Source organism: Pelosinus propionicus DSM 13327, from assembly GCF_900114615.1.
Taxonomy (GTDB): Bacteria; Bacillota; Negativicutes; order DSM-13327; family DSM-13327; genus Pelosinus; species Pelosinus propionicus.
Map to the genome: position 1 here is coordinate 105,840 of NZ_FOTS01000004.1, position 16,416 is coordinate 122,255.

Below are 16,416 nucleotides of genomic sequence, written 5' to 3' on the forward strand. Positions count from 1 at the left end.
TTAAACCTCCGTTTAAAACTTCGGACATTTTGATAGATTGACAGCCCACAACAAATAGCTTGTGTGGGCTGTATAGCAACCATGACCGGATCAATTAACGCTGGTAAATATGTCTTTAAATTTATCTAGCCATTGCCTTTGATTGGCTACAACCACTTTTTCATCATCATTGATAATGTTGATTTTTGACTTTTCAATCAAACCTTTTGGCGGTTCGACGTCATCACGGACAGAACGTCTGTGTAATTGCTGTACGATAATAGTCTGGGCATCTTTACTGGTGATAAAATCAATAAATTTCTTTGCATTTATCATATTTTTTGCATTTTTTATGACGTAGACACCATCTGGCTTAGAAATAACCCCTTCTTTCATATAAACCAATTTTACGGGAGCGCCGTCAGCAACGTATTTTGCACCGCCTTCTTCGAAAGTACAGCCTACAGCGTATTCACCATCAGCCACGCCTTTGTAAACAGCTGAAGAACCACTAAGCAGCTTACCATCTAGATTCGCACAGAGTGCTTTTACATAATCCCAGCCTTTTTCCGGATCACCTTTGCCCATGGCGTAGAGCATATTGATTAAATGTTCATAAGAAGAAGAAGATTTTGATGGATCCGAAAAGGCAATTTTGCCTTTTAATTTTGGATTTAATAAGTCTTCATACCCTTCCATTTTGATATCCCCAATTAAATTGGTATTGACCATAATTACACTTGGAATATCGGTAAATCGAGTCAAAGAACCTTCTGTATTCTTAAATGCCTGCTGAATCTTATCTTCATTAACTGAAGTGTAATTTTCAAATAAATTGGCCTTCGGCTTCATCGTACCAAGTGATCCGCCCCAGAAAATATCACCCAGCGGATTTGCTTTTTCTGATTCCACCCGTTTTAGCAATTCACCACTGCCAGCCGCAACAACTTCTACTTTTATACCACTTTGTTTTTCAAATTCACTTACTAATGGATTGATAAACGTCAACGGATGGGGACAATAAATAACCAATTTGTCTGTTTTTTCGGTTCCAGATTTTTCTGTCGTGGCTTTCGTATTTCCACCACCACAGCCGACAAGAAGTAAAGAGGGAAAAAGTAAAATGAGCATCAAAGACATAAGCTTTTTCATTAATTTTCCTCCATTCAAGTGCTCTCTACCCAAATTATATATAAACCATTTCTGCTGAACAATCCCAGAAATATCTATAACTATCTGAATTAATGAACTTCTATAGTTTTTATTTCAATATTCCAATTATTCGAAATATTAATCTTAGAAGCGAAAGACCTCCGATGTATGATTGACTCTTAGTCCATTCGCAGTAATTTTCTATTTTATTTTCGATACACCCTCTTGCAGGCACCAAACCTGATGTAATAGCTTAACACCCTGATCAATTTCATTGCTGCTCATACTACCAAATCCAAGCATGACTTGAGAGTTGGCAGCATTATGATGCAGATACGTACTGGAGAGAGGGAACAGTCTCACCTCTCTTTCCTGAGCGCGATAAATCAGTTCCTCTTCATTAAGGGAATTGCCAATCAGCTCTAAAATAATATGAAGCCCCGCTCCCTGTCCAATGATATGAGCTTGAGAGGCAAAATGCTGCTGGATCGATTCGACGATTGCATCATGCTTCTTTTTATATACATTTCGCATTTTGCGCAAGTGTTGTTCCCAATACCCTTGTTCCATAAACTTATGGAGTGTTCTCTGGTCTAATAAAGAAACATTCGCAGCATACTCCCTAAACATTTCACGATAAACATCGAGTAATCGATAAGGTAATACCATATAACTGACCCGGAGAGCAGGCGATAATACCTTAGAAAACGTACCTACATAAACGATATTTCCTTGGGGATGTAATCCCTGCAGGGCAGGAATCGGTTTGCCCAGGTATCGCAGTTCACTGTCATAGTCGTCTTCAATAATGACGCCTCCGACATTTTCTGCCCAGTCAATTAATCGTAGTCTATTTGCCACAGGCATAACATGTCCTAAAGGAAACTGATGGGAAGGTGTGACATACACAATGGTACTGTCAGTCTTTTGCAGACACCCTAAATCAATACCCTCGGAATTGACTGGTATCGGGGTAAGAGAAAAGGAATGATTCCGAAAAACAGCTTTTGGAATAAAGTGTCCGGGATCTTCCATGGCAAAGCTAGAATGATTTTTCCTCAATATAGGTGCCAGAATCGATAAACTGTCTTGAAGCCCAGAACAAACGATGATTTGCTCTGGATCACAAGAAATCCCCCGTGAGCGAGACAGATATCGCTGTATCTCATAGCGCAATGCAAAATCGCCCTGCTGATTGCCATAAAAAGCAAGCTGTCTCGACTCTTCCTTTAAACACTCCACATACAATTTGCGCCATAGGTTGACAGGGAAACTTTCTGGCGAAAGACACGCAGGATGAAAATCAAAGGAAATTGTTTTTGTATCTTTAGAAACGGTTCTCGCTGATGTAATGCTATTGCTAGGATAGGCTGGAAAGACGTCTGGTTCTATAAAAGAGACATAGTATCCACTTCTTGGCTTGCTGTGTATATACCCCTCAGCACATAACTGCTGATAGGCATACTCTACCGTATTGCGGCTTACAGATAATTCAATAGACAAATTCTTAACTGATAGAAGCTTTGCAGCGGGGAGCAATTCTCCTGATAAAATTTGCTTCTTGATGTGGCTGTAGATCTTTTTGTGCAACGGCTGGCGGTCCTTATTGTCCAATATAAACATGACTCTTCACCCTAATCCCATTATTTTCAAGGCTCTTAACTATCGCCATTATATCCAGGGTAATCTAGAGTGTCAAGGCACTGGAGATCATTTCTCAAAAAACTGACCCCATGTTATATTTGAAAATTACCCCTGTAATTAGGGGTAGTTTTATTTTATACTATGAATATGGCATTCGCAACGTATGGTTATGCATTGTGACATGATTGCGAGGGCACAATAACGATGTCCGGCAGCGGATAACCTTACCGCTGACAAACTTCTTACTTTAAACAGAAAGGATGTATTTTCATGCTTAACGAAAAATTATTGGACGTGCTTTCTCATCCCGCAGATGGAGCAATCTCAATTGTTACCAGCGGCGACGATGGTCCTCATGTAGTGAATACCTGGAATAGCTATATCACGGTTACACCGGATGACAAACTATTGATTCCCGCTTCCGGCTTTGTTAAAACAGAGAGAAACCTCAGCACTCATAATGATGCGACTCTTTCCATCGCCAGCAGGGAAATCGAAGGTTACAGAGGAAAAGGAACTGGCTTCATTGTGAAAGGAACCACCCGTTTTATAAAATCCGGTGAGGATTTCGAGTTCATGAAAGAAAAATTTTCATGGATTCGTGCAGTATTAGAAATCACAGTAACTTCTGCAAAACAAATGCTTTAACACCTCAAGCTACGAATGAAACATCATAAAAAGGTGCTTGCCAATCAAGTAATACTGCGTTCACAAAAAATCATCCTGCTATAGATTAGGCCTTAGTCAGCAATTGACTAAGGCCTAATCCTATATGTTAGCTGTTGAATACAGCCTTTCTACTCAGATTTTCAGCTCCACGCCGCTTTTTTTCTCGCGAATTAATACTTCTACCAGATTTACAAGCTGTGCACCAGCTTCTACCGGCGGTACACCTTTGCGGTGAATGTTGGAAATCACGGTTCTTTGTGATTCCGGCTTTAAGGTGCTGGACTCATAAGCCATATAGGAACTCATGCTTTCATCCGTTGCCAAACCTGGCCTTTCACCAACCAGCAAGATCGTTACCTTCGCCTGTATGGCTTCACTAATTTGATCCATAGTCGCAACCCTGCCGTATTTCACAAAGATAGGCGTACCGATTGTATACCCCTTGGCGGTTAGCCCATCCATTAGAATCGGATAAATATCGGCTAAATTGGCATTAATGGCACAGGCACTTAAACCATCAGTTGCTATGATTTGCACATCAGGACTCTCAATACAATTACCCTTAATTCCATCGAGAGTTTCCTGAGAGAATACTCTTCCTAAATCCGGTCTTTTGATATACTGCTCTTTATCTTCTGCCAGAGTCTGTACTTTAAAAAACCCCAGCTGATCAACAATCGATTCATCGACCTCCGACCAAACTGCATCCATTGCTACTGCATGATCCGCTCTAAATTTCAATAAGGTTTCGGTTTTGCACCGATCCCCTGCTCTGCCTAAACAAATTCTTGCATTGGTTGTTTTTTTTAGCCTGCTGCAACTTTCCGTATCCCGAGGATTATCAATGGTCACCCGTTCATAGTAATCGACCAGGGATATATCTTTTATCATTTCACTCATAATGTACTCCACTCCTAAGCTGTAAAGATGGAAGGATCTCCAGCCTTTTTAGTTAATTTCCCATTTTCCAATATGCCAAGCTCTTCCATTCTTTGATTAAATTCCTTAATCGGTTTTTTACCCGTAATGTCTCGCAGGCTGGCAATATCGTGATAGCTGGTCGTTTGGTACATTAACATTACATCATCGCCTCCAGGAATACCCATGAAATAGGTGCAATCACATGCTGCAAGCAGCAAGGCTAAATTTTCTACATCGTTCTGGTCGGCTTTCATGTGATTGTTATAGCACACATCCACTCCCATAGGCAAACCCGTTAATTTCCCCATAAAATGATCTTCCAGCCCTGCTCGAATCATTTGCCGGCCGTCATACAAATATTCCGGACCGATAAAACCAACTACTGTATTCACTAAAAAAGGATGATACCGTTTCGCCAGACCATAACATCTTGCTTCCATCGTCAACTGGTCGGCGCCATGATGTCCTTCTGAAGACAGCTCTGAGCCTTGCCCGGTTTCAAAATACATAAAATTTGGACCTCGGGAACTCTTCTTTTCCCTCATGACTTCATAGGCTTCATCCATGAGTTTTACCGTTATACCAAAGGCTTCATTGGATTTTTGGGAGCCCGCCAGGCTTTGAAACATCAGATCCATGGGAACGCCTTTCTGCAAAGCAGCCATTTGGCTCGTAACATGGGCTAATACACAATTTTGGGTAGGAATATCCCATTTCACCATAAAATCTTTAAAACTATGTAAAACAGCTGATATGCTGCTTATTGTATCCACTACAGGATTTAAACCGATAACGGCATCACCAATACCGTAACTAATCCCTTCCATAGTAGAAGCCATAATGCCGGCTAAACCATCCGTAGGATGATTGGGCTGCAACCGTGAAGACAGCGTACCCCCTTCACCAATTGTCGTATTGCAAGTAGCAAGGTTATGTATTTTCTTAGCAGCATATACTAAGTCCATATTACTCATTAATTTCGTAACGCCAGCAATCATTTCCGAAGTTAAGCCATCATGGATATTTTTGATCTCATCCTCACTTGATTTTAGTAAAAATTCTCTAAAGTCTCCCACCGTCATTGATTTGATCATGCCAAAAGCGCTTGGATCAACTCCATCTTGAATGGCTCTTGTAACTTCGTCATCTTCATAAGGAACTACGGGATTATTTCGCAGATCCTCAAGGGTCATTTCTGATAAAACAACCTTCGCTGCTACTCTCTCTGCTGTATCCCGGGCTGCAATGCCTGCCAGAATATCACCTGATTTTTCCTCATTGGCTTTAGCAAGTACTTCCTTTATATCTTTAAACTCATAACTTTTCCCAAAAAGCCTTGTCTTTAGTATCATTTTCTTCACCTGTTCTTTTCATTTCTTCACTGCTTAAAAATTAGCGTTTTTACAACAGTAGGTACTACATTGGCAATGGATTTGCCGATATCAATATAATCACCATTATCAACCTTAATTTGATCAATACAAATTACCCTTGTTCCTGTATTCAGCATATTCATTACCGTTTGCCCCAATGCTTTAGCAAAATCATTTTCAACAATTACAATCACCGGATGGGAACCCATCGCATTGGCGGCAATGGCTTTTGCCATCTCTTTTATTTGCCCATAGGATGGTGACTTCGGACCTTTGAACGCAAGGGCTACGGGAATATCGCCATATCGTTTGATTTTCTCACCAATTCCGTTGAACATAAGATTGATATCCTCATTCTCTGCAAGCTTAATAATAGGAATATTTTTAAGAGGAAGCAGGTCCTCATCAAACAAAATCGTGCTGCCGCTGATTTTTATAGAATGACTGCCTGCCCCTATGACAGTAGCCCGTATCTTCTCTCTAGCTTCTACAAGATGATATTGATCATTTTCAAAGGCTTTTCGAATGGAGCATCCTAATAATGGGCCAATATCTCCAAATAGCGTAACGTCTTTCATACTGCCGATTTCATAATCGCTGTAGATAAATTCAGCAACGCCACCGGAAAACATGATCTTTTCTGCTTTCAGCCCCTTATGACTGTGACCAATAAACAGCTTCACAGCCTCTTCTTCTAAGCCTTCGCTGCTGCTTATTTGTACAAATATTTTGGCAAAAGCATCTGTAAGAGCTTTTATGTCTTCCAACTTAGCCTTTGCCCCAAGAACCAATTCGAGCTGCAAATAGTTAATAAGCTGGGTTATCTTTTCGGAAATATAGCAAATCACACCTTGCTGATCAATCTGTATCAGCCTTCCACCGATATCCAAGGCAAAAGAGTCAATCACTTCCCCTTCCCAAAAGATTGCACCGTTGGTGGTACCCCCGCCAATATCAAAGTTAATGACTCTGGCAGTAAAATGATTTGATGCTTCCGCAGCTCCCGCCCCATAACCCGCCAAAATGGACTCTAAATCCGGTCCTGCCGTTGCAACAACAAAATCGCCAGCAAAGTCAGATAAAACACGGAGTACTTCCTCGGCATTGTTTTTACGAGCAGTTTCACCCGTAATAATAATGGCTCCTGTCACGATTTCATCTTTTTGAATACCGGCCTTATCATATTCAGATTCAATGATTGCTTTTAATTCCGGTAGATGAATCTTGTCTCTTGCCAATAATGGGGTGAAATGAATCTCACTTTTATAAAGTATCTTCTTATCGGTAATTTTCATTTCAGGAATCAGAAAAGAAGTCGCTGTATTTTCTACCTTTATTCGGCTGAAGATAACCTGTGTCGTTGTTGTGCCAATATCAATGCCTACACTCAAAAATTCTCTTTCCATTCCAAATCTACCCACACCTTCTATTAGGGATACCTCTAATTGAAATTCTGGGACATGTCATGAAACCCATGCCCCAGCCTCGCCTATTTATCTAACTCATCAAGAACACCAAACTCTTCCTCAAAGGGACGAATATTCTTATTTCCCCAAATATAATAATATACAATGGCTACCCCATAAACAGCTAACACCCATGGTACTACTTCACTAGAAGCATAGAACAAACTAACGAGACAAAAAATCGCAATCAGAAAACTAATCAGGGGGACTACTGGATAGGAAACCCTAAAAGGTCTTTTAAGAGCTGGCTCTTTCACCCTTAAAACAAATAAACTTACTAAACTGATTAAATACATCGCAACGGAACCAAACACCGCAATGGTAATGACCACATTTGTAAGCCCTGTCAATGCGGCTCCCAATCCTATAATGCCAGGAACGATAAGCGCCCATACCGGTGTATGATGCTTAGGATCAACATATGCTAAAAATTTTGGCAGATACCCAGTACGAGCCATGGCATAGGTCTGGCGGGAATAGCCCACAATGATGCCATGCAGAGAAGCAATCAGGCCAAATAATCCAATGAAGTTCATCAACATGGCACTGAAGGATCCCTCGCCATAAACAGAACTTAACGCTAAAGGAAGCGGAAAATCAACAGAGTCAATTAACTTTACATCCGTAATCCCCGCAGTAAGGAATAACGTGAGAAATGCCATGATCATCAACGTTGCCATACCACTTAGAAAGCCAATGGAAATGTCTTTTTGGGGATTGACCATTTCTTCTGCACTCATCGCACCGCCTTCAATGGCTAAGTAGAACCAAATAGCAAATGGTACAGCAGCCATGACACCGCTAAAACCATTGGGCAAAAGAGGTTCCGCCATAACCCGGGACAATTCAAAATGAGGCAATGCCAAGCCCCAATAGATCACCAGACCAATCAAAGCAACAATCGTAACAATTAGTTCAAAGGTAGCAGATACCTTCATCCCCCAATAATTGATAAAAATGAATAATAAGAAGGCGACTACCGTTGCCGTCATAATCTCAATGCCTGGAAACATGTTGTGAATGTAGCCGCCTACTGCCAAAGCAATGGCAGGTGGAGCAAATACAAATTCAATCAAGCAGCTCACACCATTCATATATCCCCAAAATTTTCCTAATGCACGCCGGGCATAAGCAGAAGGTCCGCCGGCATGAGGAATTGCTGTCGCCAGCTCCGAATAGGATAAGATAAATGTGACATAAAAAATTGTCACCGGTATTAACGCCAAAGCAAGACCCATGACCCCGCCTACAGCAAAACCATAACTCCAACCAAAATAATTACCTGATATAACAAGCCCAACCGCCAATGCCCATAAATGGATTGGCTTTAACACGCGAGAAAGATTTGCGCGATCACCATCTTTCTTATGCTGAATAACCGGATTGACTGTTTCTACCCTACTGCTTTCCATACCTATTTCCTCCTCCGTAATGTGTCAGGTCAAAATAAAAGCCTAATACAACCTTCTTTTCTAAGAAGAATCATATTAGGCGACGTTGCCTGATATTAAGTTAATAAGACGACTACGATTAGTGAGAGCCGTTAATCCACGAAGGCTACCCCCTCCTCACTGTAACAAAAAAATAAGCGCTTAATAAAAATGTTAAATGAGTTTAACATTTTTATTAAGCGCTATTGCTACAATATTCCTTTTTGAAAAAATTCTTTAATCTTTGGTTTTATATTATTCGCCCTAATCAGAAATAGTCCTGCAAAAACAAAAAGTTTTTATTTTTTTATTTTTTTATTTTTTCAATAATCCTTTGGGCGATTTGAGCAGGAGTCGTCTGCCGCTGCATGGATTCCTGCAATAAGCGTTTATGAGCCTCTCCAGCAGAAATACCCAAACGATCTTGGATGATGGACCGCGCTTGACTGATTAATTTTTGATTTTTTAAGTTTTCTTTCGTTTTGTCCAGTTCTTGATGCGTACTATACATGTCTTTCCAACGAGCATATGCAATCTGCACCGCAGCAATGAGATTCTTCTCTGAGACCGGTTTAACCACATAACCATATACATGTACGCTTTCTGCCCGTTGCAGCATCCGGGGCTGACTATGAGCCGTTACCATGACAACTGGTATATTTAAACTATACATGCATTGTGCCACTTCCAAACCGCTTATTCCTGGCATCATAATATCCATAATGACCAAATCCGGTACATTCTCTTTGACTAACCGTACTGCCTGCTCCCCATTACCGCATTCTGCGCGCACCCTGTGACCAGCCTTCTCCAGCATTTCTCTCATATCCGCCCGTATTAATACTTCATCCTCTACCAATAAAATTGATAAGGGTTTCATCCTGTTTCCTCCTTTTTATGCACTGGGAATGAAATGTTAGCAACTACGGATTGACCACAATTCTCGAATTGAAAGGTGCCTCCCAATTGTTCACAAATAAGCAGCTTCACGATGTATAAACCAAGCGTCCCCCCCTTGCTTATCGCAGCATAATCCCATAACCTGCAGCCGCTGTCTCTCACCTCAACATTGATATTGGCATCAGACTCTCTCACAATTATACTGATTTCACCATGAGCATCCGCCTTAATACCATGCTCCAAACTATTTGCAACTAGCTCATTCAGCACTAATGCTACTGGCACCGCTTGGCTGGCATGAATCAGGACAGCCTGCCCCTGCACCATTGTTTTTACCTTCTGCTCCGGTAAAATATAACTTTGGACAACCTGCTCTAGGATGTACTCTGCCAAATCATGCAAATTGACAAGATCACGATATTGATAGGTAAAAATCTCATATACCTTGGCAATGGATAATATCCGATTAATCGTCGCGGTAAACTCCCGCCGCACAGCTTTCCATTTTGAACGGCGCATTTGCAGGCGCAATAAGGAAATTACATTTTGCAGTGTATTTTTGACCCGATGGTTAATTTCTTGAATAATAATATTTTGCATACCTAGCTGACGTTCTTTTTGTCGCAACTCTGTAACGTCTTGAAAGGATAGTACACAGCCGTTAAACTCTCCCCCTGTTAACAGCGGATGAGCTTGAAAAAGATAGCTTGCATTGTCAAACTCATAATTCCTGGGATTCTTTAACCCCTCCATCATTTCTGGAAGAGACACAAAAGATAACAATAGCATAAGATTGCCATCTAGTGTATCCCCTTCATATAAACTCTTGGAAATGCACATAGCCTGCTTATTGGCGTATACAATCTTTCCCTTATCATTCAAGATGAAAACACCATTACCAAGCCACTCCTCCCAGCCATATCCTGTAACTCGTAAAGACATTAACGTATGGCTTAAGTGCTCTGCTGTTTGGCTCAGTAATTGAACCTGCTGTTCCTGGCGAATTTCTTTGGAAATATCCTTTTCCATGATTAAAACACCAATCACTTGGCCATTATCATTCGTTAAAGGAACTACGGTTTGAGCAATTGGTACTCCCTCTTGGCTCACACCGCGGATATTATAAAAACTTTGCCCCGTTGAAAAGGCCTGATATACAGCTGGCTCACACGCAGCATAGGCCAATTCACCTACTACGCTGTTACGATATAACGATGGCGAATTGGGGGAGCTTGCCCATGCCAAAACAATTGCATCTTCTTGATTCACCGTCAAAGCATCAATAAAAATATCCGTACCCGTTAATGTGGCAATCACAGGCAGCTGATTTACCATATTCTCTAGAATCATAATATCAGGTATCATTAGATCCGTATGTGCTAAGCACAAATCCCGGATGGAATGCTCTGTTTCTGCCATAAAAAGACCTCCGGCTTAAATTGCAATAGCCAAAATAATATAAAAAAAGCCTATTATAATCATTCGTTCTTACCAATGATTATAATAGGCTCCATTGCCTAATTGCGTTGCTCACTTTGATTTTCTTTTTTTACTATCCACTCACTTATTTACCATCCGATTATAAAATTCCTGCAAAGTCATAGACTTTGTTTATTTTTTTATACGATCTAGCTCTACAGTGACCTTAATGGCTGTGTTCTGAGGATCTTCCAGCATTCTCAGCGTTTCACTGAGCTCTTCAAAGAAACAGGAAAAGAGGGGATGACAGCCCTTACTTCCTGCTTCTTCATACATACGTTTAGCCCTCTAATCGATTACTATACTTCAATTTAAAGCTTTCTCCTTCATAAATCCTGGTAGGATTTCCTCGCGTAAGAGTATTATGCTGACTCCACATCAACCTTTTATTATCAAGAGATTGTTCGGCATTCCTTGTATTAAGATATTGAAACAAACGGGCAAGAGCTAGTTTCTTGTTCATGGATTGGGATCTCTCCTCACTTGCAATTACCGTCAGACCTGTTGGTACATGCGTCGCGCGTACTGCCGTTTCTACTTTATTGACATTCTGCCCACCAGGACCGGAGCTTCTCATAAACGCAATGACCACATCATTTTCTGAAAAATTCACTTTATCCTGTTCATGAAATACCTCCACATCAATAAACCAATTTTTCCGTTTATGCTTTGGTCGATATGGACTTTTGCAAATCCAACATATCGTTCCCTGCATGTTCTGTACAGCTTCCACTATCTTATCACCCTTTAATGATAACAATACTGACTTAAAGCTTTCTGAATAGTTTCCAGGAATGGCACTCACTACTTCAGCACTGATACCTTTGCTGCTCCACTCTTCTTTTATTGTTTTAAGAAAAAGACCTACCGCTAGCGAACATTCGTCTGGTCCTTTTCCTGAACTAATTTGAACCCACATGTTTATTCCTCCTACCCTTTATATGTTAAAACAGGTTTTAATGTTGCGATCACTTTTACCAGTCCGGCATCTACAAGGTCTTGAATAATGATATCAATATTCTTATACGCTTCTGGTGCTTCTTCAAAGAGAAGCTTATTATTACTACAAATAACCTTGCCTTTAAATTTAGTCTGTTTAATGGTTTCCTTTGTATACTTGTTTTCAAGCTGTCCTTTACACATACTGCGTTCCCACTTTCTCCCTGCTCCATGGGCAAGAGAATATCCAGCTATTGCAGTATCCTCTCCTGGAATAACGAGATAGGTTAAGGTCCCCCTAGAACCAGGAATTGCAATAGCCCCGGAATCTCCAGGCGCCGCACCTTTACGATGAACATATAAGTTTTTTTCTCCTACTACTTTCGCCGTTATGCTGTTGTGGACACTATCGATGATTTTTGTGGTGTCAGTTTGCATCTGTAATGCTTTGAGTAAGCGGTAACCAATCAATTCTCTATTCAGCATAGCCCAATTAACAGCTGCATCGTGCTTTATTAAATATTGCTTAGCAACCTCCGTATTTTTTGCTAGTCCGCTTTGCGCCTGGTGGTCATGAATAAATTCATCCAATATGGCTTGACCATACCCTCTTGAGCCACTGTGCACTAGAAGCATGATATGATTCTTGCTCAGTCCCAGCTTCTCGAATTCTGCAGTATCAAGTATCGTTGCAACTTCCTGAATCTCGGCAAAGTGATTTCCCCCACCGATGGTTCCTAAGCTTGCATGAAACTGAAAATCACTAAAATCATGATCATTTCCCTCAGACATGTCAATTTGAGAAAGTTCTTCTAGCTCCTCTAGCTTCCTCTCCCATCTGTCTAATTTCATTTTCTTTTTTTCAATAGCTGTCATAAACAGGCTTACCCCACAGCCGATATCATTACCAATTAGGTGCGGATAAATAATACTTTCTGTGATAAACGCAGCACCTACAGGAGTTTTCCCCGGATGCAGATCAGGCAGCCCAACGATTTTCTCAATCCCAGGTAAAGCAGCAATTTGGGTAAGCTGATCTACGGCTGCACTTTCCAGCCAATTCTTTTCTGATGAAATAATTGTTATTTTATTCAAAATTTATTTTTTCTCCTTTGATTTCTTAAACCCTTAAATGAGCATAAAAATACCGTGGATTAGTAACCACGGTTCAAATGTAAGGGCAAATTTCCTACCCTTAAGACTAAAATTAGCAATAAAAAATACACGATAACACATCGTGCATACCTGTTATAGCTAAATTCATTTACTTATTTCAGGTGACGGTTACTTCACAGCTAGTCAGACACAACTAATAAAGGGTCAAGAATCCCCACTCTCGTTGCCTCTGATCCTATATTTAGTTATAAACCATTTACCTCAAAAGATATTCTAATAATCATAACTAACACGTCCTTTCACCATACTGCCTATATATTGGTAAATCATAATCAAATGTATTATAGTTCAAATATTTTTCCATGTCAATATTTTTAAAAAAGACGCAGGAACGATAGAAGATATAAAATATAGCCGTATTTTCAATGGTAGGTATGCTGCAAGTAGGTTTTGGGGTATCAATAATAGAGGCTTCACCCCTACAGAATAATTCAGCATCTGTTTCACAACAATCCAATGACTCAAATCGGCGTCAAAACCGTCCTTGCCTGGATAGAAATAGTGATAGAGAGCAACAACGGTATGATCTGGAACAAGCTCGACAAGGTCGGGAACGAATAGAGAATGAAAGACATGAAATTGAAATCAAACGACATCCAGATGAAGGCAGACGCGACTGGAAAGAACGTCAAAAAAAAGAAAATGAACGCCATGAAGAAAACATGAGGCGGATTGCCAACTTCATTCTTGGTTAGTCCATATAAGACCAGCCGTCGATCTTTAATTAGATAGACGACTGGTCTTATGTAAGATCTATTAAAAGTTTTGCATTATGCTTGTTAGCAACGTAAGATATACCAGCTCCATATTGACGTATATTTATCATGAATCAGGCCAAAACTTAAAAATAAACAACTCTTAGGGGGATTCATATGAGCAATCAGACATTACTGTGGACAAGTTTCGTAATCTCTTGGCTATCTGTCATTTTCATAAAGAAAGAAAACCTTAAACGCTATATGCCTGTTGCATTATTGGGCGCACTACTGTCAACCATTGTCATAGAGACAGGCATTACTTTACATTGGTGGTCAACTAAGGAAACTGTCTTTCCATTTGTAAATATGCCGATATTTATTTATGGCTCTTTCCTTGTTGGTATTCTTTGGATCTTTACATTTAGTTATAAACGCTTTTGGCTGTTTCTTGCCACAAATGCATGTATTGATCTCATTCTCATCATCCCATTAGATAATTGGTTTGTCAGGCGGGGTATTTTAGAATTGTATAATATAACTACCCTCCAAATGTTTCTGATGTCAATTGGACACGCCACCCTTTTATATTGCTATCAGCTTTGGCAGGAAGGCGAAGCCAGCCCGTTCAAAAGGCTGAATGTAAATCTATCACCTAATGTACAGTCTGCTGCCAGCAAGCCTCTTAGAGATGATAACGAAGAAGATTAAATTCCTGCTCACATATAAAGCACAAGTAAAATGTCATGCAAGCTTTTCACTATATTCATCTTTTTTCAAATTTTCCTGTTTATTTCTAATGAGATGATATCCATATATTACAGCAAACGCTGCTAAGAATACAATAGAGATTCGATACATAACAGCATAATTGGTATGGGTAGCAATCAGACCTAATAGTACGGCACCTACTGAATATCCCAAATCCAAAGATGATAAAAATGTGCCATTAGCAGCTCCTCTTCGTTCCGCAGGTGACCGGGCAATTGCCCATGCTTGCAGCGAAGGATGAGCCGCCCCATATCCTAATCCATAGAATAGTGAAGATACAATTAACATATACGTCGTAGTTGAATAAGACAGCATCAAGAGACCAGCGATCATAAGCACGATTCCTGGAACTATTACGAAAGCATGTCCCTTTCGATCAAATAATTTCCCGGCAAATGGGCGACTGATTAAAATCATTGAAACATGTCCAACAAAATAAATTCCAACATTTTGAATCCCGGTTTCTTGACCAAACAGCATAATGAAGCTCATAATTCCGCCAAAGGTGATTGAATGCAAAAAACATAAAAAAGCAGGAAGCAATGCGCTTTTCTCAAATAAATCATTCCAATGGACGCCTTTTGTAACACGCTTAGGCTTAATCTCTTTTTTTGCAGAATCCATTGAAATACCTTGCGTTAATAACATTCCACCTCCAACCAAAATGGTAGAGATCAGTAAAATAACATCAAAACTATAGCGCTTCATCGCCTCAATTCCAAGCACGGTTGCAAAAGAAGTTCCTAAAATAATTGACAATGCAAAATATCCGGTACCTTCTCCCCGCTGCTTAGGAGATACAATATCCGACATGATCGTTGCCAGTACGGTTGATGTCATCCCCCATCCGATTCCTTGGCAAAAGCGCAATACCAGTATAATGCCAATTCCTGAAGCCACAAAATAAGAACAGTTGAAGACAATCAGGATGCTCATGCCTGCTATCAGCAATGGTCTTCTTCCAAATGTATCTGCTGCACTACCGCTAATGGAACGAACTATTAGAGCAGAAATTGAGACAACTGCAAAGGGAAGACTTGCTTGTAAATCAGTTCCGCCAATTTGTTTAATGTATAATGGAAAGGTCGGAATCAGCATTAAAATGCCTTGATATATAAAAAAATTTCCAAATAGGAGTAATAAAAAACTTCTAGACCAAAGGGTTGCACTACTACGACTTTCGATATGTTTTATTTCCATTGTATGCCTCCATGTCAACCACATATTTAACTAAACTTTATTTTTGTGGCTTATATCGTGATGTTTTTGTCATATTCCTGCGCATTTTGAAAAATGTTCTTTAACAGCATTGTTAATTCTTTCTGCTTTTCCTCGGATAAATCATTCAAAATAGCACTCCTATGATGTCCTACGATTTCTCTCCATATAAGGCATTGATCCACTGCCTCTTGACTTAGTGTAACTTTTTTTTCTCTTTTATCAGTACCTGCCATCCGCATGATTAGACCCTTTTTCTCTAATTTGACTAAACTTTTAGATACTGCAGGCGGTTCAATATTTAAATAGCTTGCTAACTCTCCTTGAGTCATTGATCCCTTCTCTTTTAGCGTTGTAATAATCGACCATTCAGAACTATAGATCCCAAGAGGCTCTAACCTTTTATTTAAACCTTTGGAAATAATACGAACCGTTTGAAAGAGTTGATGTAATAATACTTCAGAGTTTTCCATATTTCTCACCCTTCTTTACATTCAATAGTTAACTAGTTAACTATTTTTCAATTATATATTCCGCAGATTTATTTGTCAAATAGATCTGCAATGAATACTAGCATTTTCTATTGTTTTCGCACTGATTGGAT

16 protein-coding genes are annotated in these 16,416 nt (G+C 39.9%); 3 read left to right on the plus strand and 13 right to left on the minus strand.

Going from position 1 to position 16,416, the window contains the following annotated elements; translation table 11 throughout:
- Positions 1–90: 90 nt before the first annotated feature.
- Both BMZ99_RS03225 and pdxR read right to left on the minus strand, forming a co-directional pair.
- On the minus strand, positions 91–1,131 hold the full coding sequence (locus BMZ99_RS03225) for an ABC transporter substrate-binding protein (protein ID WP_090932883.1): 1,041 nt from the start codon (positions 1,129–1,131) through the stop codon (positions 91–93).
- Between the two features lie 201 nt (positions 1,132–1,332).
- Positions 1,333–2,754: a MocR-like pyridoxine biosynthesis transcription factor PdxR gene (gene pdxR, locus BMZ99_RS03230; RefSeq protein WP_090932885.1), complete on the minus strand. Its 1,422-nt coding sequence runs from the start codon at positions 2,752–2,754 to the stop codon at positions 1,333–1,335.
- A gap of 291 nt (positions 2,755–3,045) precedes the next feature.
- Here pdxR and BMZ99_RS03235 point away from each other — a divergent pair, with 291 nt between their 5' ends.
- Positions 3,046–3,423, plus strand: coding sequence for a pyridoxamine 5'-phosphate oxidase family protein (locus tag BMZ99_RS03235; RefSeq protein ID WP_090932887.1), 378 nt, complete (start codon positions 3,046–3,048; stop codon positions 3,421–3,423).
- Positions 3,424–3,576: 153 nt separating this feature from the next.
- Here the strand turns inward: BMZ99_RS03235 and eutC are convergent, their stop codons facing one another.
- The 9 genes from eutC to BMZ99_RS03275 all read right to left on the minus strand — a co-directional run bounded on the left by eutC (position 3,577) and on the right by BMZ99_RS03275 (position 13,047).
- A complete protein-coding gene (eutC, locus tag BMZ99_RS03240) occupies positions 3,577–4,344 on the minus strand; it encodes an ethanolamine ammonia-lyase subunit EutC (protein ID WP_090932889.1) in 768 nt (255 codons plus the stop codon).
- A 14-nt stretch (positions 4,345–4,358) separates the two neighbouring features.
- Entirely contained in the window at positions 4,359–5,717 is a 1,359-nt protein-coding gene (locus BMZ99_RS03245; RefSeq protein WP_090932891.1) for an ethanolamine ammonia-lyase subunit EutB, read from the minus strand.
- A 26-nt stretch (positions 5,718–5,743) separates the two neighbouring features.
- Positions 5,744–7,144, minus strand: coding sequence for an ethanolamine ammonia-lyase reactivating factor EutA (locus BMZ99_RS03250; protein ID WP_175490463.1), 1,401 nt, complete (start codon positions 7,142–7,144; stop codon positions 5,744–5,746).
- A gap of 83 nt (positions 7,145–7,227) precedes the next feature.
- Positions 7,228–8,616, minus strand: a complete 1,389-nt coding sequence (eat, locus tag BMZ99_RS03255; RefSeq protein ID WP_090932893.1) for an ethanolamine permease — start codon at positions 8,614–8,616, stop codon at positions 7,228–7,230.
- A gap of 325 nt (positions 8,617–8,941) precedes the next feature.
- Positions 8,942–9,514, minus strand: coding sequence for an ANTAR domain-containing response regulator (locus BMZ99_RS03260; protein ID WP_090932895.1), 573 nt, complete (start codon positions 9,512–9,514; stop codon positions 8,942–8,944).
- Positions 9,511–10,953, minus strand: coding sequence for a sensor histidine kinase (locus BMZ99_RS03265; RefSeq protein ID WP_090932897.1), 1,443 nt, complete (start codon positions 10,951–10,953; stop codon positions 9,511–9,513). Before BMZ99_RS03265 ends, BMZ99_RS03260 begins: the two co-directional genes overlap by 4 nt.
- A 192-nt stretch (positions 10,954–11,145) precedes the next feature.
- On the minus strand, positions 11,146–11,289 hold the full coding sequence (locus BMZ99_RS26190; protein WP_175490464.1) for a hypothetical protein: 144 nt from the start codon (positions 11,287–11,289) through the stop codon (positions 11,146–11,148).
- A gap of 4 nt (positions 11,290–11,293) precedes the next feature.
- Positions 11,294–11,932 (minus strand): peptide chain release factor H, encoded by a 639-nt coding sequence (gene prfH / locus BMZ99_RS03270; RefSeq protein WP_090932899.1) that lies wholly within the window; start codon positions 11,930–11,932, stop codon positions 11,294–11,296.
- An 11-nt stretch (positions 11,933–11,943) separates the two neighbouring features.
- Positions 11,944–13,047, minus strand: coding sequence for an RNA ligase RtcB family protein (locus BMZ99_RS03275; RefSeq protein WP_090932901.1), 1,104 nt, complete (start codon positions 13,045–13,047; stop codon positions 11,944–11,946).
- A gap of 455 nt (positions 13,048–13,502) precedes the next feature.
- Between BMZ99_RS03275 and BMZ99_RS03280 the strand changes: the two genes are divergently transcribed.
- Positions 13,503–13,823: a hypothetical protein gene (locus BMZ99_RS03280; protein WP_245754793.1), complete on the plus strand. Its 321-nt coding sequence runs from the start codon at positions 13,503–13,505 to the stop codon at positions 13,821–13,823.
- 177 nt (positions 13,824–14,000) lie between these two features.
- Positions 14,001–14,534: a hypothetical protein gene (locus BMZ99_RS03285; RefSeq protein WP_090932904.1), complete on the plus strand. Its 534-nt coding sequence runs from the start codon at positions 14,001–14,003 to the stop codon at positions 14,532–14,534.
- A 33-nt stretch (positions 14,535–14,567) separates the two neighbouring features.
- On the opposite strand, the gene BMZ99_RS03290 is transcribed toward BMZ99_RS03285, so the two are convergent.
- Positions 14,568–15,794 (minus strand): MFS transporter, encoded by a 1,227-nt coding sequence (locus BMZ99_RS03290; RefSeq protein ID WP_090932906.1) that lies wholly within the window; start codon positions 15,792–15,794, stop codon positions 14,568–14,570.
- A gap of 50 nt (positions 15,795–15,844) precedes the next feature.
- On the minus strand, positions 15,845–16,285 hold the full coding sequence (locus BMZ99_RS03295; protein ID WP_090932908.1) for a MarR family winged helix-turn-helix transcriptional regulator: 441 nt from the start codon (positions 16,283–16,285) through the stop codon (positions 15,845–15,847).
- Between the last annotated feature and the right edge of the window lie 131 nt (positions 16,286–16,416).

What these genes read in the sequence shown, in the direction of transcription:
- BMZ99_RS03250 (WP_175490463.1), bottom strand. Translation starts at nt 7,144, where the DNA reads ATGGAAAGAGAATTTTTGAGTGTAGGCATTGATATTGGCACAACAACG.
- BMZ99_RS03265 (WP_090932897.1), bottom strand. Translation starts at nt 10,953, where the DNA reads ATGGCAGAAACAGAGCATTCCATCCGGGATTTGTGCTTAGCACATACG.
- prfH (WP_090932899.1), bottom strand. Translation starts at nt 11,932, where the DNA reads ATGTGGGTTCAAATTAGTTCAGGAAAAGGACCAGACGAATGTTCGCTA.
- BMZ99_RS03235 (WP_090932887.1), top strand. Translation starts at nt 3,046, where the DNA reads ATGCTTAACGAAAAATTATTGGACGTGCTTTCTCATCCCGCAGATGGA.
- BMZ99_RS03245 (WP_090932891.1), bottom strand. Translation starts at nt 5,717, where the DNA reads ATGATACTAAAGACAAGGCTTTTTGGGAAAAGTTATGAGTTTAAAGAT.
- pdxR (WP_090932885.1), bottom strand. Translation starts at nt 2,754, where the DNA reads ATGTTTATATTGGACAATAAGGACCGCCAGCCGTTGCACAAAAAGATC.
- BMZ99_RS03285 (WP_090932904.1), top strand. Translation starts at nt 14,001, where the DNA reads ATGAGCAATCAGACATTACTGTGGACAAGTTTCGTAATCTCTTGGCTA.
- BMZ99_RS03290 (WP_090932906.1), bottom strand. Translation starts at nt 15,794, where the DNA reads ATGGAAATAAAACATATCGAAAGTCGTAGTAGTGCAACCCTTTGGTCT.
- BMZ99_RS03260 (WP_090932895.1), bottom strand. Translation starts at nt 9,514, where the DNA reads ATGAAACCCTTATCAATTTTATTGGTAGAGGATGAAGTATTAATACGG.
- BMZ99_RS03225 (WP_090932883.1), bottom strand. Translation starts at nt 1,131, where the DNA reads ATGAAAAAGCTTATGTCTTTGATGCTCATTTTACTTTTTCCCTCTTTA.
- eat (WP_090932893.1), bottom strand. Translation starts at nt 8,616, where the DNA reads ATGGAAAGCAGTAGGGTAGAAACAGTCAATCCGGTTATTCAGCATAAG.
- eutC (WP_090932889.1), bottom strand. Translation starts at nt 4,344, where the DNA reads ATGAGTGAAATGATAAAAGATATATCCCTGGTCGATTACTATGAACGG.
- BMZ99_RS03295 (WP_090932908.1), bottom strand. Translation starts at nt 16,285, where the DNA reads ATGGAAAACTCTGAAGTATTATTACATCAACTCTTTCAAACGGTTCGT.
- BMZ99_RS03280 (WP_245754793.1), top strand. Translation starts at nt 13,503, where the DNA reads ATGCTGCAAGTAGGTTTTGGGGTATCAATAATAGAGGCTTCACCCCTA.
- BMZ99_RS26190 (WP_175490464.1), bottom strand. Translation starts at nt 11,289, where the DNA reads ATGTATGAAGAAGCAGGAAGTAAGGGCTGTCATCCCCTCTTTTCCTGT.